The following is a 21,951-nucleotide window of genomic DNA, read 5'->3' as shown; positions in this document are numbered from 1 at the left end:
GAAAACTTTGCTCAAAAATACTGGTATAGACCAGAGAGAGAACGAAATGACTACACAACAGCCCTATTTGCTGACCCCCGGCCCCATTACCACCACTCTCAGCGTCAAGCAGGCAATGCTGCAGGACTGGGGCTCCTGGGATGGAGACTTCCGTGCCATGACCGCTGAACTCTGCCGTCAACTGGTTGCGCTGATCGAAGGTGATGGCAGTCATGTCTGTGTGCCCATGCAAGGGTCCGGCACCTTTGCCGTGGAAGCGACCCTGGCCACGCTGGTGCCGCGCGACGGCAAGTTGCTGATCCTGATGAACGGTGCCTATGGCCAGCGCATGGGCAAGATCATGGAGTATCTGGGCCGTGAATATGTCGCCTTGGACAAGGGAGACTTCGCACCCCCACGCGGTGAGGAGGTGGAGGCGATGCTGATGGCTGATCCTGCCATTACGCATGTGGCAGTGGTTCACTGCGAGACCAGCTCCGGCATCCTGAACCCGGTGGAAGAGATTGCCGAGGTCGTGGCGCGTCAGGAGCGTCGCCTGATTATCGATTCCATGAGCGCCTTTGGGGCGGTTGAGATCAGTGCTCGTCGGGTGCAATTCGACGCGTTGATCTCATCCGCCAACAAGTGTTTTGAGGGTGTACCCGGGTTCGGCTTCAGTCTGATTCGCCAGGCTGCACTGGAAGCCTCAATAGGGAATGCGCATTCACTCAGCATGGATCTGCTGGATCAGTGGCAGTACCTGATGAAAACCGGCCAATGGCGTTATACCCCACCCACTCATGTGGTGGCCGCCTTTCTGCAAGCGCTGAAAGAGCATGCAGAAGAGGGCGGCGTGGCCGGTCGTCATGCGCGATATCAGCGCAATCAGCAGCGCCTGGTCTCCGGCATGCGTCAGCTCGGGTTTGAAACCCTGCTGAGTGATGAATGGCTGTCACCCATCATCATTACCTTCTTTTCACCCGGCCACGACAATTTCGCGTTTCAGGCGTTCTACGACCGCATGAAGGCCAGGGGGTTCATTATCTACCCGGGCAAGCTGACGGAAGCCGAAAGCTTCCGCCTGGGCTGTATCGGCCAGTTGTTCGACGCACAGGTTGACGCCGTGCTGGCAGCGGTCGCAGAGGTCTTGAGTGAAATGGAGATCCCTGACGGCACCCCGGCCCACCAGATCCATGCGGCCGCAACCGCTTGAATGAACTGATTGATTTGACGATTGAGGTTTCACCATGAGTGCACAGAAATACCAGTTTGAACGCCGTTACGTTGGCCCGATTGAAGCCGTCATCATGGATTGGGCGGGCACGACCGTCGATTTTGGCTCCATGGCACCTATCCGCGCTTTCCAGCGCCTGTTTGCCGATGAAGGAGTGCCGATCAGCGAAGAGGAAGCCCGTGGTCCAATGGGGACGGAAAAGCGGGAGCATATCCGTCAGCTGTGCGCACACCCGCGCATCCAGGAAGCCTGGAAAGTGCATAAGGGTGCGCTGCCGAGCAAGGCCGATATTGATCGCATGTACGATGACTTCGTGCCGTTGCAGATCGATGCCATCGCACAGACGGCGGATCTGATTCCTGGCCTGCTGGACGCACTGGACTGGATGAGGGTCAATGACATCCGTATCGGTGCCAATACCGGTTATGCCGCCAGCATGATCGAAGGGCTGCTGGCCCGTGCCGCTGAACAGGGCTACAGCCCGGACAGCAATGTGTGTGCAACCGAGGTGCCGAAAGGGCGTCCTTACCCTTACATGAGCATGAAAAATGCCATGGACCTGGGAGTGCAGCACTTGTGTGCCTGCGTCAAGATCGATGACACCCTGACCGGTATCGAAGAAGGCCTGAATGCGGGCATGTGGACGATTGGTGTTGCCATCAGCGGTAATGAGGTCGGCATGAGCCTGGAAGACTGGGGGGCCTTGAACGAAGAGGCTCAACAACAGCATCGTGCCAAGGCCTATCAGCGTATGAGCGGTGCCGGTGCGCACTATGTCATCGACAGCATTGCCGATGTTGTCCCCTGCCTGGAAGAGATCGCGGCACGACTGGCGGTGGGAGAGAAGCCGTGACACCGGCGGCCATCGGCTTGATTCTGGTTTCAGCTCTGCTGCACGCGTGCTGGAACCTGATCGGCAAACGCACTGCTCAGACGGTGCGTTTTTATGCCTGGGCGATGGGGTTGGGCATGTTGTTGTTCAGTCCCCTGCTGGTATGGGAGTGGAGCCGAGTATCCGCCTTGCCGGTGACATTCTGGGGACTTTTGCTTGCCTCAGGGCTGTGCCAAACCCTCTATCTGACGGGGCTGGCCAAGGCCTATACCCACGGTAATCTGAATATCGTCTACCCCCTGGCCCGAGCCTTGCCGGTGCTGATCGTGCCTTTGGTGGTATTGGGCGTATATGGACAAAGCCAGCTAGGCACTGAAGACCTGCTGGGCATGGGGCTGATTATACTTGGCTCACTTGCACTGCCGCTGGCGCATTGGCGCGACTGGCACTGGCGGGACTATTGTACGCCGGCCATCCGCTGGGTATTGCTGGCCGCCTGTGCAACGGCCGGGTACTCGGTGCTGGACAGCTTAGCCTTGCTCATCATGAAACAGCAGGGCATGAGTGCGTTTGCAGCCGGCAGCAGCTTTGTGGTTCTTCAGGCCGCTGCCTGTCTGGTCTGGATGTTGCCCCTGATCCGTTGGGGCTTTGGTGAATCTCTCCGTGCCTTGCCCGATCTGGGCTGGACCCTGCTGGCGGGCAGTTTCATCATCGGCACCTATCTGCTGATTCTTGTCAGCATGACTATGGTGAGCGAGGTGAGTTATGTGGTGGCCCTGCGGCAAGTCAGTATTCCGCTGGGCGTTGTCATCGGTGTGCTCTGGCTGCAGGAGCATGTCAGCCTGCCAAGGCTGCAGGGGCTGGCGGTCATGTTGGTCGGGCTTTTACTGGTGTCACTGTGAAGCGAGTCTTGAGTCCGAGGGTCAATGTCCGCCCGAGGACGAAAACAGGTTGATGACTGCAACACCTCCCAGAATCATGGCCATGCCAAGAATTGCCGGCAGGTCCAGCTTCTGCCCGTAGATCCACCAGCCCACCAGTGCGATCAACACGATGCCGGTACCGGCCCAGATCGCATAGGCAATGCCCACCGGAATCACCTTCAATGTCAGGGACAGGAAGTAGAACGCGAGCAGGTAACCCACTACAACCAGTGCCGAGGGCGCAAGACGGGTGAAGCCTTCGCTGGATTTCAATGCCGAGGTCGCGACGACTTCAGAGATGATCGCGATTGCCAAAAACAGCCAGTACTTCATCAGCAGTATACGCTCTTCAAAAACGCGCCATTTTAGCAGCCCCAGGAATGCTTTTTCAGCCTTTTGAGGCCTCTGCCGCCATGCATGCATCTCAAATGCTGACTAATCTGAACCTGATAACTGGGATGCTTGGGGAAGCAGGTGTTCTGATGGCGAGAGGTACACTGTTTTATTTGATGGGGGCATCGGGGTCAGGCAAGGACTCCCTGCTGGAAGGCTGTCGTCGGCGCTTGCCGGCGCAACTGCGTTGTTGCATTGCCCACCGCTATATCACCCGAGCGGCCGATGTGGGCGGTGAAAACCACATTCATTTGAGTGAGGTGGAGTTCCACCTGCGTGAAGAGCTGGGACTGTTTGCCATGAGCTGGTTTTCCCACGGTTACCATTACGGCATCGGCAACGAGATTGATGCCTGGCTGGACTCAGGGGCCAATGTGCTGATAAACGGTTCGCGCCAGTATCTGCCAAAGGCGATGGCGATGTATCCCGAGCTGGTGCCCGTGCTGGTCGATGTCCATCCCGACAAGTTGCGCCAGCGCCTGATCAGGCGAGGCCGGGAAACACTTGACGAGATCGAGTGCCGGCTGGCGCGTCACGCGCAGATGGTTGCACGGATGCCGGAGGGCACGCTGCATGTGAGTAATGATGGCAAGCTGGAAGAGGGCATCGAAGCCTTGCTGCAGGTGGTCGTTCGCTATGGCCGTGAGCCGGAGGGGCTGGTGCCGACAAGCTGATCGGCGGGTAGCGTTCAGCCCCGTGCGCGGTGAGCAGCACGGGGTGTGCTTCAGCCTGAGGGCTACTGCACGGACGGACGCTGCGACATCTGCTGATGCCAGCGTTGCAGGTTCGGCAGGCTTTCGTCTACGGCCAGGTCCAGGCGTCCGAGGAAGCCGCACAATACCCAGAGGGTAATATCGACGATGGTGAAATGATCCCCCGCCATCCACTCATGTTTACCCAAGTGCTTATCGACGACAGGTAAAAAGTTGGCCAGGCGCTCACGAGACTCTTCCCCCCAGGCCTTGACGCAGTTTTCCCGGTCGCTGAAAAAACCGGTCAGATTACGAAACGCCTGAAACGCGGGCACAACACCCTGAAGTTCCACGATGCGATGCCACATCTCGACCCTGGCCTGCTCCAGCGGCGTGCGGCCAAACAGTGCCTTGTCGTTCTCATTGGACGCATCGAAATAACGGCAGATCGCAACGCTTTCACAAATATGCGTGCCATCATCCAGCTCCAGCACCGGAATCAGACCGTTCGGGGCTTTTTCAAGAAAGGCCTCGGTGCGGTTTTCAGCCGCCCGGGTATCGACCTGCTCACGTTCAACCTCAATGCCGAGCTCTTTCAGAAAGATGGCAACACGCATGGCACTGGGCGTGGCAGAATTTTCCAGTAGTTTCATGTTGGGCCTCAATATGTGTTGTTGTTGGGTGTTGAAGCGCATAGCAGCATATCCGGTTGCAGGCCTGGAAGTGAAGTATGCATCCAAGGCATAAAAAAGCCGGCTCTGGGCGAGCCGGCTGGAAAAGGAGCAGCCGAGTGCGTGAAGGGGAGAGCCGCACACGGCCGACTGAGCCATGAACTAGATGAAAAAAGTCAATTACTACTGCTGACCTACTGCAACAGGCCCGGATAAATAGCCTGTAAACTAGTGACTATCAGGTTTGAAAAGAGTTCCGCACCTGAGGTAAAAAATGCCAGAAAGGGGCTGCTAACTCAGCCGGGCAGTCTTATGGGAAAAAATTTCAACAGCCTTTGTCCTGTTTAGCGACACTTTGCCGGTGTCCGTCGGCATACACTAACTCTTATTGGAATAAATGAAGCGTTTTTATTCTTTTTAAGAATTTAAGGTCGTGTTTTGTGCCTGCGATGTCACTGAATAGCTTCACTCTGAACAGGTGTTTTGACAGCACCATTAGAAGTGTAGCTTTTTGGAACACTGGTTAAAAACTGACCGCCTCACTAGAATCCTTTTGCGTTATTTGTTCAAAAATTGAACAGTTGTGAGGTGTGACATGAAAACGCGCAGACGTGATTCCGTAGCTGAGCTCAAGCGTCGCCTTTTCAAATATAATCTGGTGTCCATGGCTGCAACCGCAGTGATTGCTCTGGCAATCTACTCGCTGGCCACAGGCCGTGGTGGCGAAATCCATCCCTGGCTGGCGGATCAGTCCCGTATGCTGGACCTCCTGGTCGCGGCGGGTGTAGTTGAGCTGCTGGTCATGATGCGAATCTCCCGAATCAAGCGGCTCAAACAGGGTGTGCTTAATCGCAGGCCCGTGACCCGCGCCCGCGCCTGATCCCTTTCCTCTTCCGGGCGGCTGTGACACTATTTGTGCCCTCCAGCCGTTCGGAGTTGTTTCACATGATCGTTCGTAATCGCCCCGGTGCCCTTGGCCTGATGCTGGCCTGGAAGGGCTCGGTCGTGCCGCATATCCTGCCCCACATTTTTCTGACCGGTCTCTTTGCTGCAGGTGTTACCTGGGTTACACGCCATCATTATCTGGACGGCATCGTCGAATATACCCTGCTGCCCTTTACGCTGATCGGTATTGCGCTGTCCATTCTGCTGAGTGTGCGCAATACCGCCACCTATGACCGCTGGTGGGAGGCCCGCAAGCAGTGGGGACAGATGGTGTACGAGGTGCGCGGGCTGGCGCGGACGGGGCGTATCTATCTGGAAGATGAGTCCTGCCGTGAATTGATGCTGCGCGTGCTGGCGCATACGCACTTGCTGCGGGGACAGCTTCGGCAGGAGGGTGTGCGTGCCGATCTGCCTTCAGGGCTGCCCAGCAGTCTCATTGAAAACACGCTGACCAAACGCAACCCGGCGGCTTACATGCTGCAGCAGGCGGGGGAAGTGGTGGCACTGGCACGGCGCTCAGGCGAGCTGGATTCTGTGGGCGCGGCCGCGCTGGATCGGCACCTGCAGGGGCTGGCCAGCGTACAGGCGGCATCTGAACGGATTGCCCAAACCCCGCTGCCTTTTGCCTATACCCTGTTGGCCCACAGAACGGCCTATATCTACTGCTACCTGTTGCCGTTCGGGCTGGTGGGAGCCGCAGGCTGGTTCACCCCCGTGTTCACGGCCATCGTGGCCTACACCTTCTTCGGCCTGGACCGCCTGTCGGAACAGCTCGAATTTCCGTTTGGCCGCCACACCAACGATCTGCCGCTGGATGCGATCTGCCGAGTACACGAAATCAGCGTGGCGGAGGCGCTGGGTGATCCCGCGCCGGAGCTGCTGCAGCCGGTGGAGTTCCAGCTGCAATGAGTACGGCCTGTCCCCTGTGTGCGGCGTCGGCGCTGTATGCGATCGAGTGCAGGCAGCGCCGATACTACCGCTGTGAAACCTGTGCACTGGTGCATCTGGAGCCTGCGCAGCGTTTGAGTGAAGCGGACGAGAAGGCGGTGTATGACGATCACGAGAATGCAGTGGACGACCCGGGCTATCGCCGCTTTCTGTCACGACCCTTTGGTGAGGTGTTGAAACGCAAACCGGCACCGGCCCGAGGGCTGGATTTTGGCTGTGGCCCGGGGCCTGCACTGGTCGCCATGGCACAGGAAGCCGGCTACACCATGGCGCAGTACGACAAGTACTACTGCCCGGATGAGGCCGTGCTCGGCGTTGAGTATGATTTTATTACCAGCACGGAAGTAGTGGAGCATCTGGCCGAACCCTTGCCCATTCTGGAGCGGCTCTGGTCCCTGCTGGCACCCGGTGGCCTGCTGGTGCTGCAGACCAAGCGGGTGCTGGATGACGAACGCTTCCGCGCCTGGCACTACCGCAACGACCCCACTCACATAACTTTCTTTGCCCAACAGAGCTTCGACTGGCTGGGGCAGCGCTGGGGCGTGATGCCCGACTACCCCCATGCCGATGTGGTGGTATTCACCAAACCGGTCAACGAATAACCCCTTCCTTGCTCAGGTGCTGAAAGTGCTCCTTTTGCTCCGGCAGCAGGCGCTCCAGCACGACTGAGGTGTGCTCTCCCAGCCCCGGCGGCGCGCTGTCAGCATTCATGGACATGCCATTAAACCGAACCGGGTTGCTGACCAGGTCCACTTCGCCCCCTGCACGGTGTGGGCGCTTGATACGCATGCCCCGGTGCTGCACCTGACGGTCGTCGAAGACCTGTGCCAGATTGTTGATCGGGCCGCAGGGCACACCGGCTTCCTCCAGTGAGCTGAGCCAGAAATCGGACGGCTGTGATGCCATCAGTGCGCTGAGCTCGGGCACCAGTGTCTCCCGGTGCTGTACGCGACCAGCGTTGGTACGGTAGCGCGTGTCTTCTGCCAGTTCCGGGCAACCGGCCACCTGGCAAAAGCGCTGGAACTGGCGGTCGTTCCCCACGGCCAGAATGATATGTCCATCTGCCGTGGCGAACGCCTGATAGGGCACGATATTGGGGTGGGCGTTGCCCAGCCGGACGGGTGGCTTGCCGGTGGTCAGGTAGTTCTGGGCCTGGTTGGCCAGTACTCCGACCTGCACATCCAGCAGGGACAGGTCGATCCAGGCTCCCAGACCGGTGCGGTCGCGCTGGATCAGCGCCGACAGAATGGAGGTAGCGGCATACATGCCGGTAAAGAGGTCGGTGATCGCCACACCCACCTTGACCGGCTCACTGCCCGGTACGCTCTCGGGCTGTCCGGTGAGGCTCATCAGCCCGCCCATGCCCTGCAAAAGAAAGTCGTAACCGGCGCGCTGGGCATAGGGGCCGTCCTGGCCAAAACCGGTGATGGAGCAATAGATCAGATCCGGTTTGATCGCCTTCAGGCTGGCGTAATCCAGCCCGTACTTGGCCAGCCCGCCCACCTTGAAGTTCTCCAGCACCACGTCGCACTGCTGTACCAGTGCACGGACCAGTTGCTGGCCTTCCGGGTGGGCGATGTCGATGGCGACCGACTCCTTGCCGCGGTTGGCACTGAGATAGTAGGCCGCATCCTCGGTGTTGCCGTGGTAGGGCGGTCCCCAGCCACGGGTGTCATCGCCGCGGGCGGGGTGCTCAACCTTGATCACTTCGGCGCCCATGTCGGCCAGATGCTGGCTGCACCAGGGGCCGGCCAGAATACGCGACAGATCCAGTATGCGAATACCGGCAAGGGGTTTATCCATAACGCCTCCTCCAACAAAAAGGGCGGCCGATGGGCCGCCCTTGAACTCAGAAAAATGCCTGAATGCCGGTCTGGGCACGCCCCAGAATCAGTGCGTGCACATCGTGGGTGCCTTCATAGGTATTCACGGTTTCCAGATTCACCATGTGGCGCATCACGCCGAACTCGTCCGAAATGCCGTTGCCGCCGTGCATGTCACGGGCCATACGGGCCACGTCCAGTGCCTTGCCGCAGTTGTTGCGCTTGATCAGCGAAACCATCTCAGGTGACCAGTTTTCGCTGTCCATCAGACGGCCCACCTGCAGGGCGGACTGCAGGCCCAGCGTGATTTCGGTCTGCATGTTGGCCAGCTTGAGCTGGATAAGCTGGTTGGCGGCCAGCGGACGGTTGAACTGCTTGCGATCCAGCGTGTACTGGCGGGCAGCATGCCAGCAGAATTCGGCGGCACCCAGTGCGCCCCAGGCGATACCGAAGCGGGCCTTGTTCAAACAGCCGAAGGGACCGGCCAGACCGCTGGCATGGGGCAGCAGGTTTTCTTCAGGTACAAAGGCTTCGTCCAGCACGATCTCGCCGGTAATGCTGGCGCGCAGGCTCAGCTTGCCTTCGATCTTGGGTGTGGAGAAACCCTCGGTACCGCGCTCAACGATAAAGCCGCGGATCTTGCCCTCGTGCGCTTCGGACTTGGCCCAGACCACGGCCAGATCGGCGATGGGGCTGTTGGTGATCCACATCTTCTGACCGGTCAGCAGGTATCCGCCGTCCACCTTTTTGGCGCGGGTGTTCATGGAGCCCGGGTCAGAGCCGTGGTCCGGCTCGGTCAGGCCGAAGCAACCGACCCACTCGCCGGTAGCCAGTTTCGGCAGGTATTTCTGTTTCTGTTCTTCCGAGCCGTACGCCTCGATCGGGTACATCACCAGAGAAGACTGCACGCTCATGGCCGAGCGGTAGCCGGAGTCCACCCGTTCCACCTCACGGGCAACCAGACCGTAGGCCACGTGGCCTACGCCAGTGCCGCCGTATTCTTCGGCAACGGTAGGACCGAGCAGGCCCATTTCGCCCATCTCATTCATGATCTCGCGATCAAAGCGCTCTTCACGGTAGGCGCTCAGTACACGCGGCTGCAGCGACTGCTGACAGTAGGCATGAGCGGCGTCCCGAATCTGGCGCTCTTCTTCCGTCAATTGCTGTTCCAGCAGCAGCGGATCATCCCAGTTAAAGCTCGCGAATTTGGACATGGTGTGACTCCTGAAAGGGTTGGTGTGTGTGCATAAGGCTAGCTGACACAGAGCCCTTGGGCGCAACAAGTGAACAGGGGCTGCGGCACGCTTTCTATAGTATTTATACTAATAAATATAATTAAACAACCGGAATCGAAAAAATCCTTGATATGTGGCAAGATGGCCATCCCTTCCAAGGCACCAGAACAATGCAGCAACAGAACTTTGAAGCCCCAAGGCGCATCAAGCGCGCCGACCAGATCGTGGAATCCGTCAAGCGTTGGGTCGTGGTGAACGGCAAGCAGCCGGGCGACCGTCTGCCCAACGAACGCGAATTGATGGAGCAGTTCCAATGCTCCAAGGGCACCGTGCGCGAGGCATTGAAGTCACTGGAAGTGCAGGGGTTGGTGACGATCAAGACCGGTCCCAATGGCGGGGCGATTCTTGAGCGGGTGCCGTTTGAAAAGGCGAGCCAGTTACTGCGCAACTTCCTGCATTTCGAGCAGCCTACCGGGCCGGACATCTATGCCCTGAGAACACTGGTGGAGCCCGAGATCGCCGCGCTGGCTACGCCCCGACTGACCGATGCCGATCTTGCACGGCTGGACGCACTGGTGGCCTGTTGCGAGACACCGGCCCGCAACTTTGACGAACGCATGGAGCAGCGCATCGCCGAGCTGGAGTTTCATGTGGTGCTGTCGGAATGCTGTGACAACGCCCTGCTGGCGTTCATAGGCCGCTTCCTGAATGACATGATTCGTGATCTGGTGATCTTCAAGAAAGCCCAGCTGCCCGAACAGCAGGAGTTCTCCTGCGCCAACCTGGACTTCCACAAGCAGCTGCTGCAGGCCTTTCGTGACCGTGATGCCGAGCGGGCACGTCGGTTGATGCAGGCCCACATGGAGTCGGCAGAGCATTTCAACCGCGAACTGGAAGGTCAGTTGCAGGCTCATTTGCTCGGCTGATCTGCCGCTTTTTGCCAAATTTGCTGCCGAATATTGTCATGGCAGCGGGTCCAGTCCTGAGACACACTAAGGTCATTCCCTTATATGACGCTGTCGCCAAGTCGGCAGCCAGACGAATGAGCAAGGTGAGTGTGTTATGGATTTCAAAGACGTTCCCGCAATTGTAACCGGTGGTGCTTCAGGTCTGGGTGAAGGCTCTGCCCGTGCGTTGGCGGCTGCCGGTGCCAGGGTGGCTATCCTCGATCTGCAGGAAGAGCGTGGCCGTCAGGTGGCCGAAGAGATCGGTGGCATCTTTGTCCGCTGTGACGTGTCCTCCGCCGAGAGCGCCGAAGCGGCCTTTGCGGCTGCCCGTGAAGCGCACGGCCCTTGCGGCATCGTCGTCAACTGTGCCGGTATCGCCCCGGCTGGCAAGATCGTCGGCAAGGAAGGTCCCATGCCGCTGGAGAACTTCAACAAGGTTATCCAGATCAACCTGGTGGGCAGCTTCAACATTCTGCGTCTGGCCGCTGCCGAAATGGCCAACCGCGAGGCCAACGCAGACGGCGAGCGTGGCGTCATCATCAATACTGCCTCTATCGCGGCCTACGAAGGTCAGATCGGTCAGGTGGCCTACAGTGCCTCCAAAGGTGGCGTGGTTGCCATGACATTGCAGTCTGCACGTGAACTGGCGCGCTCCGGCGTGCGCGTAAACACCATCGCGCCGGGTATCTTCATGACCCCGATGATGGCCGGGTTCCCGCAGGAAGTGCAGGACAGCCTGGCTGCTACCCTGCCGTTCCCGCAGCGTCTGGGCAAGCCGGAAGAATACGGCATGCTGGTGGAGCAGATCGTGAAGAACCCGCTCCTCAACGGCGAAACCATCCGTCTGGACTGCGCCCTGCGCATGGCCCCGCGATAAACGGAGGTAACCCCGATGAATGCCGCTGTAGTGATCGACAACGAAGAACTGGAACTGTTTCGCGAAATGGTGCTGCGAGCACTGGAGCGCGAAGTGGCCCCGCACTACGAACAGTGGGAACAGGAAGGCATCACCCCGCGCGAACTCTGGCGCACTCTGGGTGAGGCGGGCCTGCTCTGTGTAGATGCGCCCGAAGCCCAGGGTGGCTGCGGCGTCCCCTTTGAATACTCCGTTATGCTGGTCACCGAGATGGCGCGCCTTGGCTATGGCGCTCTGGCCACCAACGTGATGGTGCACTCCGATATCGTGGCGCCATACATCGCTCATATCGGCAACGACGAGCAGAAAGACCGCTGGTTGCCGGGCATGGTCTCCGGGGACGTGGTCGGTGCCATCGCCATGACCGAGCCGGGTGCCGGCAGCGATCTGGCCGCCCTGCGCACCACCGCCGTGAAGGATGGCGATGAGTACGTCATCAACGGCTCCAAGACCTTTATCACCAACGGTCAGCACGCCGATATGGTGATCGTGGCGGCCAAGACTGACCCGGCGGCCGGGGCCAAGGGTGTCAGCCTGTTCCTGGTCGATACCACACTGCCGGGTTACAGCAAGGGTCGGAACCTGGAGAAGATCGGCCAGCATTCGGGCGATACCTCCGAACTGTTCTTCGAAAACCTGCGTGTTCCCGCTTCGGCCCTGTTGGGTGAAGAGGGCAAGGGCTTCATGTACCTGATGAACGAACTGCCGCGTGAGCGGCTCGTGATCGGTGCCATCGGTGTGGGCGCAGCCCGCGGTGCGCTGGACATGACCATCCAGTATGCCGACGAACGCATGCTGTTCGGCCAGAAACTGAAACAGCTCCAGAACACCCGTTTCCGCATCGCCGAGATGGAAACCGACTACCGCATCAACAAGGCGTTTATCGACCAGTGCATCGGCGAATACTCCCGTGGCGAACTGGATGCGGCGACCGCCTCCATGGCCAAGTACACCGGCACCGAGATGCAGTGCCGCGTGGCGGATGGCTGCCTGCAGCTGTTCGGCGGCTACGGTTACACCACCGAATACCCGATTTCGCGTGCCTTTATCGATGCCCGTGTGCAGCGCATCTACGGCGGCACCTCCGAGGTGATGAAAGAAGTGATTGCGCGCTCGGTGCTGGGGCGTGACTGATACGCCTGACTGAACCGACGAACCGGATCGAATAATAAAGTTAACAGGAGCAACAAGATGTCAGACAACAGCATTGTGATTCTGGGCGCGGCCCGTACCCCGATGGGCGGGATGATGGGCTCCCTGAGCGACGTGCGCTCACCGGATCTGGGCGCCGTGGCGATTGAAGCCGCCATCGAGCGTGCCGGCCTGCAGCCGAGCGATATCGACGAAGTGATCATGGGCTGTGTACTGCCCGGCGCACTGGGCCAGGCCCCGGCGCGTCAAGCGTCTCGCAAGGCAGGCATCCCCGATGCGGCCGGTGCGACCACCATCAACAAGATGTGCGGCTCCGGCATGAAAGCTGTGATGCAGGCGCACGACCAGATCAAGGCCGGTAGTGCTGACATCATGATCGCCGGTGGCATGGAAAACATGAGCCAGGCTCCCTACATGCTGCCGAAAGCCCGTGCCGGCATGCGCATGGGCCATGGCCAGGTGATCGACTCCATGTTCTTCGACGGTCTGGAAGACGCCTACGAAGGTGGCCTGATGGGTGTCTTTGCCCAGCGCACTGCCGACGAGTACAACGTCAGCCGTGAAGCGATGGACGAATTTGCCATCGGCTCCCTGAACAAGGCGCTGGCCGCCATCGAGAATGGCTGGTTCAAGGATGAAATCGCACCTGTCACCATCAAGGGTCGCAAGGGCGATACCCTGGTCGATACCGACGAACAGCCGGGCAACGCCCGTCCGGACAAGATCCCTCAGCTGAAACCGGCCTTCAAGAAAGACGGCACCGTGACTGCGGCCAACTCCAGCTCCATCAGCGACGGTGGCTCTGCGCTGGTACTGGCTACCCAGGCGGAAGCGGACAAGCGCGGCGCCAAGCCGGTTGCGCGTATCGTGGCGCACTCCACCCACGCCCAGCTGCCGGCTGAATTCACCATCGCCCCGATCGGTGCGATTCAGAAGGTGCTGGACAAGGCCGGCTGGAGCAAGGACGACGTGGACCTGTTCGAGATCAACGAAGCCTTTGCCGTGGTCTCCCTGCTGGCAATCAACGAACTGGGGCTGGATGCCGACAAGGTCAACGTCCACGGCGGTGCCTGCGCACTGGGCCACCCGATCGGTTCATCTGGCTCACGTATTCTCGTCACGCTGCTTAACGCACTTAAGCAGCGCGGCTTGAAAAAGGGAGTAGCGTCCCTCTGTATCGGCGGCGGCGAAGCGACAGCAGTCGCAGTCGAGCTGCTCTGATACGCCTTTAACTTGCACATCTCTGCCTTACTTTCTCCTGATTGAGAGTGGGCCACCTTCCGGTGGCCCTTTTTTTCGTCAGGTGAATGAAGAGCGTGAAAACAGGGTAGACCCCCTTGGCTTTATGCTTGTTAGGGCAGGTGTGCCCCTGGGGAAAGTTGCGTAATTTGTTGCGGAGGCCGTTCAGAATTCTCTGTCGGATGATGTGAGTTGCCAAACCCCTAATGGGTACTCAATTATGTGCAGCAGCCATTATCCTATGGGGTGGGTTTGTTCACACTTTCTTTAGTAATGATACCGAAGCTGTGCAATCAACAAGGCGTCGTCCGTGACGCTATATACCATTCGATGCTCGTCATTGATTCGGCGTGACCAGTAGCCAGTAAGACTGTGTTTGAGCTGTTCCGGCTTTCCGATGCCTTCAAAAGGGGAGCGTTGTGTGTCTTTAATCAGTTTGTTAATGCGGGCAAGTGTTTTCTTGTCTGTTTTTTGCCAATGGAGATAGTCCTCCCAAGCATGCTCCGAGAAAATAAGCCTCATTCAAGCAGCTCCTTTTCTTCGCCTCCATCTTGTTCCAGCTCTGTGATTGAGTCGAGCAAACGTCGAGCGTTCTTGGGTGAGCGCAGCAGGTACACGGTTTCCTGCAGCGCTTCGTAGTCTTCAAGAGAAATCATGACAACGGAGGGCGACTTGCTGCGGGTGATAATGACAGGCGCATGATCATCACAGACCTGCTCCATTGTTTTCGCCAGATTGGTTCTGGCCGCTGTGTAGCTGATGGCATCCATAGTGCTGATCCTGTACATAATATTGTTCACGTACATAATACTGTACATACAATAACAGTGGCAATTTTACTTCAGGGAAGGAGGTAATCAACACGTTATGATCGTTGCTAAAGCTCTGACCGTTTGGGTACTGATTCTGCTGCTGGCCATACTGAACGGTATTACGCGTGAGTCACTGCTCACTCCTGCTTTCGGGCGGGTGCCCGGGTTGTTGATCAGTGGGCTGCTGCTTTGCGCATTGATACTGCTGGTGACTTACCTGACCTTGCCCTGGCTTTCAGTGGCGCTGCGCGAGCAGCAGGTACGGTTGGGTATCTTCTGGCTGTTGCTGACACTGGTGTTCGAGTTCGCCTTTGGCATTGCCCAGGGCAAGCCGTTGTCCGCTATTATGGCAGCCTATACCTTCCGTGATGGCAATCTCTGGCCGCTGGTGCTCTGTGTGACGGCGGCTGCGCCCTGGTTGATGGCGCGGGTGCGTGGCTGGCGCTAGTGTGCGGGTATGGCCGATCAGGTGAGTGCTTACCCACCTGACCGGACCTTCTCTGGCTCAGCTTTCAAACTGCACCAGCGTTTTCTTCATTTCGGCCGCCTGCTGTTCAAGCTGGGTGCTGAACTCGGCATTGCTTCTGGCCGAGTCTTCGGTTTCGCTGGCAGCCAGACCGATCTGTTCCAGGTTGTTATGGGTGAGGGTGGTCACCTGTGCCTGCTCTTCCGTGGCGGTGGCGATCTGCAGGTTAAGCTGGCTGATCTGATCGATATCGGCCGCGATGCGTTCTATCTGCTCGTGTACCTGTTCCGACAGGCTCACGTTTTCACCGGCCAGGGCCTGACCTTTTTGCATCGCGGTTACCGCATCCGACGCCTTCACCTGCAGCGCATCGAGCAGGGCGCTGATCTCTTCGGTGGCTTTCTGGGTATTCTGCGATAACTGGCGCACCTCGTCCGCTACTACAGCAAAACTGCGGCCATGTTCACCGGCTCGGGCGGCTTCAATGGCGGCGTTCAGGGCCAGCAGGTTGGTCTGTTCGGCAATGCCGCTGATGACGGTAAGAATGGAGCCGGCGCGGCTGCTTTCATCTGCCAACTGGCTGATCACGTCGGTGACTGACTGAATCTCGTTGGCCAGGTGCTCGGTGGCGCCACGGTTGCGTTCCACCATATCGCGCCCGGTGGTGGCGTTGGACTGGATGGTTTCGCTGCGCTGCGCGGCTTCACTGGCGTTGGCGGCGATGTCATTCACGGTGTCGTTGATTTCCGCCATGGCCGTCACTGCCTGAGTGCTCTGCTGGTTTTGCTGTTCCACCGAGCGCATGGTGGCCTGGGCGTTCTGCTTGAGGTGCTCGGCGGTTTTCACCAGCTGCTGGTTACTGTTGGCTACCAGTTTGACGGTATCGGCGATGCGCGCCACAAAGCGGTTGAAGTTCTCGGCCAGTTGGGCGATTTCGTCCTGTCCTCTGACCGGCAGGCGAACGCTCAAATCGGCCTTGCCGGAGGAGATTTCAGCCATGCTGGCACTGACCTGTTTCACGGGTTTGATCACGATGCGGAAGCAGAGCCAGATCGCCAGCAGGGTCAGGCCGATGCCGGCCGGCAGACTCAGCAACATGGTGGTATTCAGGCGGTTGGCCTGCTGCATGGCCTGCTCCGTCTGGGCACTCACTTCGCTGTTGAGCGTGTTGCGCAGGCCGGTGGTCTGCTGTTCCAGCTTATTCACCAGCGACAGGAGCAGGTTTCGTGTGGCCAGGAAGTTGTGCTGACGGTGCTGAATCTGCTTGACCTGCTGCTGATGCGTGGACAGCAGGGCTTCGGCGGCCTGAGCGTAGGTGTTGCCTTTCCATTCGCCACTGTTGATGCTGCGGTCAGCCAGAGGGGAGCGGATGATCTCGTTCAGCTCGTCGCTGAGCCGATCCAGACTTTCCTGTACCTGCTCCTGATGGTTGGCAGGGGTAGAAGACTGGAGCTGGGTTTGCAACGCACGAATGCTGGCGCCGAAGGCGATGCGGGCCTTGTAGATGGCGAGTACAAAGTTCCACTTCTCATCCACATCGCCACCCCAGGAGTTGATCTGGTTGCGCTGGAAGGCATCTTCCAGGCTGGAAATCTGGAAGTTGCCATAGAAGCCCAGCCGTTTCATGAAAGCTTGAAAGCGTTGCACGGTCTCTTCGCTGGCAGCGATATCCTCGTTGAACGCCTGATGCTCGTCCACCACTTGCACCTTGAGCTGTTCAAGCTGCTTCATCAGTGGGGCCAGCGACTTGCTTTCCTGACGGTACTGGCCGCTTTGCAGTGCATCCAGCGCACTCAGTGCGCGTGCCAGGTGCTGGTCGACCTGTTGCTGACGGTGGGGCGGGATCGGCTCCTGGTAAGCCAGACTGCGCTCAAGCTGGCCGGTGCCCTGGCTCACATTCAGGTTGAGTGTTGAGGCGTTATCGGCGGCACTCCAGACTTCACCTGCAACGCGTTCCAGTGCATCCCTGACTGAAGTGACCCCGTTAAGGGCGTAGAGGCCGGTGCCGAGCAGCACGGCCAGGGTCAGCAAGAAACAACCGACGATCTTGTGACTGATGGATTTTGACATGGGACTACCTTGCACTTTTATTATCGTTGGGCGTAATACTTTGGTAGCAAGGGTTGTGCCAGTGATGGTGGAACGATCTATTAAAACTATATAAATCAGATTGTTATATGTGTTTCACTGTGATTTAAGGCGAGATTGGAAAGGCTCAAATGGGCGGAAAAAGGCCTGTCCCAGGTGTGGAAATGGGTAGGAATCCATCCATAAAAATACCGGCCAGCCCTGATGGCTGACCGGCCAAGCGCGCTTGAAGCATTGGGGAATAGAAGGGGTCAGGCGACCTGTTCCAGTGCGCTGCCCATGCGGTCCAGCCAGTACTGGCGCTCACTGCCCAGTTCGTCCGTGAGTACAAAGCCCTGTAGCTGTTGATGTGCGTCGATAAACAGCGCACGGGTGCCGCGGTCGGTCTGGTCGATCTGCCAATCACCTTCCAGATCAGCGGCGGGAGCCTGCAGTGTGAGCGGGCAAGCCGGGGTTTTCACAATGACGGGCATCAGCGGGTAGTGCACCATGGTTGGCCGCCCGAGCAGACCATCGGCCAGTGCCGGCAAGCCGGCATTGATCGGAGCCAGATAGGGCAGGAGCTGACCGTTGATTTCGGCACAATCGCCAATGGCAAATACGTCCGGCAGGCTGGTTCTCAGGCCGCCATTGATTCGGATGCCACGGCCCACGTCGGCACCGGCGGCTTCTGCCAGCTCAGTACGGGCCTTGAGCCCGACTGCCGACAGCACCATATCGGTGTCGATCTGCTCGCCGTTTTCCAGCGTCAGGCGATAACCCTTGCCGCTGTGGCCCACGGTGGTAACGGTGGTGCCCAAGTGCCACTGAACGCCCCTGGCTTCCAGTCGGCTCTGAAGCTGCTCACCCACAGGTTGGGGGATCAGGCGGTCCATCGACCACTGCGACAGGCCGATCACGTCGACTTCGATACCGGCATTGACCAGATCGTTGGCAAACTCGCAGCCGATCAGGCCGTTGCCGATGATGCTCACCCGCTTGCACCCCTCAAGGCGCTCGCGGAACAGGCGGTAGTCCTGCAGGTCGTTAATGCTGATAACCTCACTGGCACCTGTACCCTGCAGCGGAAGCCGGATGGGGGCAGCCCCCTGTGCCAACACCAGTTTGCTGTAGGCCAGCTCACCGGATGCTGTAGACAAGGTTTTGTTCCTGGCATCGATGGCGTACACCGGGCAGCGGGTGTGGATACGGATATTGAGCCGTGCCTCCAGTGACAGCGGTGTTTCCGTTGCCAACCCGGCCGCGTCTCGCTGCCGTGTCAGTGCCGTGGACAGACCCGGTTTGGAGTAGTGGTGACCGTCATCGGCGGTAAACATCACAATCGGGGTTTGCTGGTCACGCTGGCGCAGCGCTTCGGTCAGACCATAGCCTGCATAGCCGGTGCCGATGATCACGATCGGGGGCTGCTGCTCCAGGTTCATGAAGGGTACCGGTTGCGGCTGTGCAACATTGAGAACCGGCATTTCAACCTGAAGATCCTGCCGGATCTCCATCATTTCAAAGTCGGCCTTGCCCACCAGGCAGTCGGGGCACTTCCAGTCGTCGGGCACGTCTTCCCAGCGTGTGCCCGGGGCAATGCCATCGGCCGGCCAGCCCTTGGCTTCGTCATAAATCAGTCCGCAAACGACACATAACCACTTTTTCATGATTCGGCCCACCCTTTCTTATTAGAGCAGGACGCCACTGGCAGGGCGTCCTGTTTTACAGTTGCAGTTATCGGTTCAGACAATTTTGTTGCTTAACGTGCAACACGAATGGCCACGTTCTTGGTGCGCACGTAGCTGTACAGCGCTTCCTGTCCCTTCTCACGGCCATAACCGGAGAGGCGGTTGCCGCCAAACGGGGTTTCGATGCCGCCGGCAAACCACTCGTTGACGAAGACCTGTCCGGCATCCAGCGCCTGAGACGCACGCAGGGCACGGCTGATATCCTGCGTGAACACGCCGGCTACAAGGCCGTAGTCGGTGGCATTGGCCAGTTCGAAGGCTTCTTCTTCGCTGTCGAACGGGGTAATGGCGATCACCGGACCGAACACTTCCTCGGTGAACAGGCGCATGTGGGGTTTTACATCGGCGAACACGGTCGGCTGCACAAATGCGCCCGGGAGTCCTTCAACGGCACTGCCGCCGCATACCAGACGCGCGCCGTCTTCAACGGCCTGATCACAGATGGTCAGAATGCCGTCACGCTGCTGCATGGATACCACAGGCGTCAGGTCCGGGTTGTCCTTGCCGGCACCGATGCTCAGGCCGGTTGCCAGTTCGGCTACGCGGGCCACCACGTCGTCGTAGATGTCGCGGTGTACCAGGAGGCGTGACATGGCAGAGCAGACCTGACCGGCATTGAAGAAAATGCCCCAGCGCACGCTGCTGATCAGTTGCGCCATATCCGCATCCGGGAACGCCACGGCGGCCGATTTTCCGCCCAACTCCATCACACAGGGCACCGAGTTTTCGGCGGCATCACGCATGATGGCGCGGCCTGTGGGTACAGAACCGGTAAAGACGATCTGGTTGGTGTCCTTGTGTGCCACCAGCGCGGCGCCCACCTTGCGGCCGGGGCCGGCCAGTACACTCAACGCCCCCTTGGGCAGGCCTGCACGTTCACATGCGGTGGCCAGCAGGGTGATTGCCAGCGGAGACAGCTCCGGTGACTTGACGATCACGGCGTTTCCGGCGGCCAAAGCAGGGGCCAGCGAACGGGCACAGATAGACACCGGGAAATTCCAGGGGACAATCTGTACCGAGATGCCCTGGGGTTCGTAGCTGGTAAAGTCGATGTAGTCTTCGCCCAGCGGGATCGACTTGCCTTCGATCTTGTCCGCCATACCGGCGTAATACTCGAAGTAGCGTGCCGCCTCTTCAAATTCATCGCGCGCATCATTGACGGACTTGCCGTTTTCCCGCGACGCCAGCACGGCGCCTTCTTCGACCAGGGCGCGAATCTCCTGTCCGATACGGTACATCAGTTCAGCACGCTGGGCCGGGCGCTGACGAGTCAGCAGCCCTTCCTTGACGCAGCGGCGGGCAGCCTGAATGGCGGCTTCGGCATCGTCCAGCGTGGCGCTGGCGATGGTGGCGAATACCTTGTCCGAAGAAGGGTCGCGCACTTCGATGCGCTCGGCACTGTCGCGCCATTCGCCGCCAATGAAATTAAGCCAGTGGTTTTCGTTGTTCAGCATAGTGGTGTCCTTTGCCCGTCAGTGGCCGGCCCGGTTCTTTGCCGGGCCGGTCCCGTGAGGGATCAGTCGTTATTAATGGCGGCGTACTTGTCGGCAACCCAGGTATGGAAATGGTGGGTCGGGCCGTCCAGTACCGGTGAGAACACGCCGCCCGCAAAGCCCGGCGACTGACGGCCGGCCTGCATGCCTTCAACGGCGAATACATCCTCGCCGAACACGACCTTCCAGGCTTCAAGCTGGGAGTGGCGGCAGGCCGCGAACTCGTCACCGCAGGCTTCATCGCCAACGTAGAACAGACGCAGGTTTTCCAGCGTGACATCTTTTTTGCGCGGCTCCAGGATGATGGCGAAGAAGTGGTCCGCCTGCATGCCCAGCATTACGTTGGGGTAGAGCGAGACATACTCGGCCTGACGCAGGCGGTCCTGCGGCCAGCTCGGGAAACGGGGCAAACGAGTCCCGGCGACATCGGACAGGTTGTAGGTGTAGCTGCCCTGACCCGACATGTCGTCGTTGACGATCAGGTTGTAGTGCTGGTCCAGCGGTGAATAGGTGTTCAGGCTCGGGTGTACCCAGGGCAGGTGGTAGGCTTCGCAGTAGTTTTCGATCGCCAGCTTCCAGTTGCACTGCACTTCCAGCTGCATCTGGCTGCCGGTCGGCGCGATGGTCAGCTTGTCCCAGCCATCCTTGCCGCAGAACTCGCTCCAGCGCTGTACCAGCGGTTCGATGTGCTCTTCAAACGGCTTGGCATCGCCGGACAGGTTGATAAAGACGATACCGGCCCAGACATGAGAGCGTACTTCACGCAGACCATGCTTCTCACACGCAAACCCTTCCGCCTTGTGCACGCCGACGCCGCCGATATGCGGTGTGCCTTTCAGGTTGCCGTTCAAGTCATAGGTCCAGGAGTGGTAGGGGCAGCGCACCATGCCTTCCACTTCGGTTTCCTCGGTCAGCAGGATCATGCCGCGGTGGCTGCAGACGTTATGGAAGACTTTGTATACGCCATCGCGGTTACGCATGATCGCCAGCGGCAGTCCCATGAAGTCCACCGGCTTGGCGAAACCGTTGCTAGGCAGATCGCTGGCGAAGCCCAGTGCGGCCCAGGTCCTGCCCAGTACTTCGTCGCGCTCCTGCTCGAACAGAGCGTCATCGGTATAGACCGCGTTGGGCATACCCTTGGCTTCGGCCAGGGGCTTGCGAACGTCGTCGAGGGTTTCCATCGGGATGATGTGAGATTTTATTGTCATGGTGTCTCTCCACATTCCGCCAGTGAGGCATGGGTGATTGAAAAAAAGCCGGTTGCATTGACAGGGCGCAAGGAAATTCCGGCTGTCTGTGGGCGGATAGTAGGGACAGAGGGGAAACGCCGACAAACGATTTTTAAGCCGCTAAGCTATTACAAAAACTCATGCATGCTTTTTCGCTAATGTTTGTGCGGTTGCGTTATATCTAGTCAGTTAGGAATATCATTACAA

22 protein-coding genes and 1 pseudogene are annotated in these 21,951 nt (G+C 58.9%); 12 read left to right on the top strand and 11 right to left on the bottom strand.

Annotated elements, in window-relative coordinates:
• Positions 1-46: 46 nt before the first annotated feature.
• From H9C73_RS06400 to H9C73_RS06390, 3 genes are read left to right on the top strand one after another with little or no spacing between them, the layout of a single operon-like run.
• Entirely contained in the window at positions 47-1,192 is a 1,146-nt protein-coding gene (locus H9C73_RS06400) for a 2-aminoethylphosphonate--pyruvate transaminase (protein ID WP_209286978.1), read from the top strand.
• Between the two features lie 34 nt (positions 1,193-1,226).
• Entirely contained in the window at positions 1,227-2,066 is an 840-nt protein-coding gene (phnX, locus tag H9C73_RS06395; protein WP_209286977.1) for a phosphonoacetaldehyde hydrolase, read from the top strand.
• Complete coding sequence (locus H9C73_RS06390; RefSeq protein WP_209286976.1) at positions 2,063-2,947, top strand: EamA family transporter; 885 nt, start codon at positions 2,063-2,065, stop codon at positions 2,945-2,947. The genes phnX and H9C73_RS06390 overlap by 4 nt, the downstream gene beginning before the upstream one ends.
• 21 nt (positions 2,948-2,968) lie before the next feature.
• On the opposite strand, the gene H9C73_RS06385 is transcribed toward H9C73_RS06390, so the two are convergent.
• The gene (locus H9C73_RS06385) at positions 2,969-3,301 is read right to left on the bottom strand and encodes a DMT family transporter (protein WP_209286975.1); all 333 of its coding nucleotides are present in this window, start codon (positions 3,299-3,301) and stop codon (positions 2,969-2,971) included.
• A gap of 149 nt (positions 3,302-3,450) precedes the next feature.
• On the opposite strand from H9C73_RS06385, the gene phnN reads away from it, so the two are divergent.
• Positions 3,451-4,035: a phosphonate metabolism protein/1,5-bisphosphokinase (PRPP-forming) PhnN gene (phnN, locus tag H9C73_RS06380; RefSeq protein WP_209286974.1), complete on the top strand. Its 585-nt coding sequence runs from the start codon at positions 3,451-3,453 to the stop codon at positions 4,033-4,035.
• A gap of 62 nt (positions 4,036-4,097) precedes the next feature.
• Here the strand turns inward: phnN and H9C73_RS06375 are convergent, their stop codons facing one another.
• Positions 4,098-4,706: a glutathione S-transferase family protein gene (locus tag H9C73_RS06375; protein WP_209286973.1), complete on the bottom strand. Its 609-nt coding sequence runs from the start codon at positions 4,704-4,706 to the stop codon at positions 4,098-4,100.
• A 613-nt stretch (positions 4,707-5,319) separates the two neighbouring features.
• Between H9C73_RS06375 and H9C73_RS06370 the strand changes: the two genes are divergently transcribed.
• The 3 genes from H9C73_RS06370 to H9C73_RS06360 all read left to right on the top strand — a co-directional run bounded on the left by H9C73_RS06370 (position 5,320) and on the right by H9C73_RS06360 (position 7,219).
• Positions 5,320-5,604 carry a hypothetical protein gene (locus H9C73_RS06370; RefSeq protein WP_209286972.1) on the top strand — a complete coding sequence of 95 codons (285 nt, stop codon included), beginning with the start codon at positions 5,320-5,322 and terminating at the stop codon, positions 5,602-5,604.
• Between the two features lie 65 nt (positions 5,605-5,669).
• Positions 5,670-6,578, top strand: coding sequence for a bestrophin family protein (locus H9C73_RS06365; RefSeq protein WP_209286971.1), 909 nt, complete (start codon positions 5,670-5,672; stop codon positions 6,576-6,578).
• A complete protein-coding gene (locus H9C73_RS06360) occupies positions 6,575-7,219 on the top strand; it encodes a class I SAM-dependent methyltransferase (RefSeq protein WP_209286970.1) in 645 nt (214 codons plus the stop codon). The genes H9C73_RS06365 and H9C73_RS06360 overlap by 4 nt, the downstream gene beginning before the upstream one ends.
• Here H9C73_RS06360 and H9C73_RS06355 read toward each other — a convergent pair.
• Together H9C73_RS06355 and H9C73_RS06350 are read right to left on the bottom strand one after the other, a co-directional pair.
• Positions 7,209-8,420, bottom strand: a complete 1,212-nt coding sequence (locus H9C73_RS06355) for a CaiB/BaiF CoA transferase family protein (protein ID WP_209286969.1) — start codon at positions 8,418-8,420, stop codon at positions 7,209-7,211. The two genes, H9C73_RS06360 and H9C73_RS06355, sit on opposite strands and share 11 nt — an antisense overlap.
• Before the next feature lie 46 nt (positions 8,421-8,466).
• Positions 8,467-9,654, bottom strand: a complete 1,188-nt coding sequence (locus H9C73_RS06350; protein ID WP_209286968.1) for an acyl-CoA dehydrogenase — start codon at positions 9,652-9,654, stop codon at positions 8,467-8,469.
• A 191-nt stretch (positions 9,655-9,845) separates the two neighbouring features.
• On the opposite strand from H9C73_RS06350, the gene H9C73_RS06345 reads away from it, so the two are divergent.
• From H9C73_RS06345 to H9C73_RS06330, 4 genes are all read left to right on the top strand, one after another.
• Entirely contained in the window at positions 9,846-10,601 is a 756-nt protein-coding gene (locus tag H9C73_RS06345) for a FadR/GntR family transcriptional regulator (protein WP_209286967.1), read from the top strand.
• 136 nt (positions 10,602-10,737) lie between these two features.
• Positions 10,738-11,499 carry an SDR family NAD(P)-dependent oxidoreductase gene (locus H9C73_RS06340; protein ID WP_209286966.1) on the top strand — a complete coding sequence of 254 codons (762 nt, stop codon included), beginning with the start codon at positions 10,738-10,740 and terminating at the stop codon, positions 11,497-11,499.
• Between the two features lie 15 nt (positions 11,500-11,514).
• Positions 11,515-12,672: an acyl-CoA dehydrogenase family protein gene (locus H9C73_RS06335; protein WP_209286965.1), complete on the top strand. Its 1,158-nt coding sequence runs from the start codon at positions 11,515-11,517 to the stop codon at positions 12,670-12,672.
• Positions 12,673-12,729: 57 nt separating this feature from the next.
• A complete protein-coding gene (locus H9C73_RS06330) occupies positions 12,730-13,911 on the top strand; it encodes a thiolase family protein (protein ID WP_209286964.1) in 1,182 nt (393 codons plus the stop codon).
• A gap of 285 nt (positions 13,912-14,196) precedes the next feature.
• Here H9C73_RS06330 and H9C73_RS06325 read toward each other — a convergent pair whose 3' ends face one another.
• On the bottom strand, positions 14,197-14,451 hold the full coding sequence (locus H9C73_RS06325; protein ID WP_209286963.1) for a Txe/YoeB family addiction module toxin: 255 nt from the start codon (positions 14,449-14,451) through the stop codon (positions 14,197-14,199).
• Positions 14,448-14,699, bottom strand: coding sequence for a type II toxin-antitoxin system Phd/YefM family antitoxin (locus H9C73_RS06320; RefSeq protein ID WP_209286962.1), 252 nt, complete (start codon positions 14,697-14,699; stop codon positions 14,448-14,450). Before H9C73_RS06320 ends, H9C73_RS06325 begins: the two co-directional genes overlap by 4 nt.
• Positions 14,700-14,796: 97 nt before the next feature.
• Here H9C73_RS06320 and H9C73_RS06315 point away from each other — a divergent pair, with 97 nt between their 5' ends.
• Positions 14,797-15,189, top strand: coding sequence for a hypothetical protein (locus tag H9C73_RS06315; RefSeq protein WP_209286961.1), 393 nt, complete (start codon positions 14,797-14,799; stop codon positions 15,187-15,189).
• 57 nt (positions 15,190-15,246) lie between these two features.
• Here the strand turns inward: H9C73_RS06315 and H9C73_RS06310 are convergent, their stop codons facing one another.
• From H9C73_RS06310 to H9C73_RS06295, 5 genes and pseudogenes are all read right to left on the bottom strand, one after another.
• A complete protein-coding gene (locus H9C73_RS06310; protein ID WP_209286960.1) occupies positions 15,247-17,277 on the bottom strand; it encodes a methyl-accepting chemotaxis protein in 2,031 nt (676 codons plus the stop codon).
• Between the two features lie 269 nt (positions 17,278-17,546).
• Positions 17,547-18,716, bottom strand: coding sequence for an FAD-dependent oxidoreductase (locus H9C73_RS06305; protein WP_236014123.1), 1,170 nt, complete (start codon positions 18,714-18,716; stop codon positions 17,547-17,549).
• A gap of 63 nt (positions 18,717-18,779) precedes the next feature.
• Positions 18,780-18,941 (bottom strand): annotated as a pseudogene (locus tag H9C73_RS16045) (rubredoxin); the annotation flags it as partial.
• A gap of 92 nt (positions 18,942-19,033) precedes the next feature.
• Positions 19,034-20,476 (bottom strand): aldehyde dehydrogenase family protein, encoded by a 1,443-nt coding sequence (locus tag H9C73_RS06300; RefSeq protein WP_209286958.1) that lies wholly within the window; start codon positions 20,474-20,476, stop codon positions 19,034-19,036.
• Positions 20,477-20,538: 62 nt separating this feature from the next.
• Positions 20,539-21,723: an aromatic ring-hydroxylating oxygenase subunit alpha gene (locus H9C73_RS06295; RefSeq protein ID WP_209286957.1), complete on the bottom strand. Its 1,185-nt coding sequence runs from the start codon at positions 21,721-21,723 to the stop codon at positions 20,539-20,541.
• Positions 21,724-21,951: the final 228 nt, after the last annotated feature.

This window comes from Marinobacterium alkalitolerans, from assembly GCF_017776525.1.
In the GTDB taxonomy this organism is placed as follows: domain Bacteria; phylum Pseudomonadota; class Gammaproteobacteria; order Pseudomonadales; family Balneatricaceae; genus Marinobacterium; species Marinobacterium alkalitolerans.
This window is presented reverse-complemented; position numbering and strand designations above follow the sequence as displayed.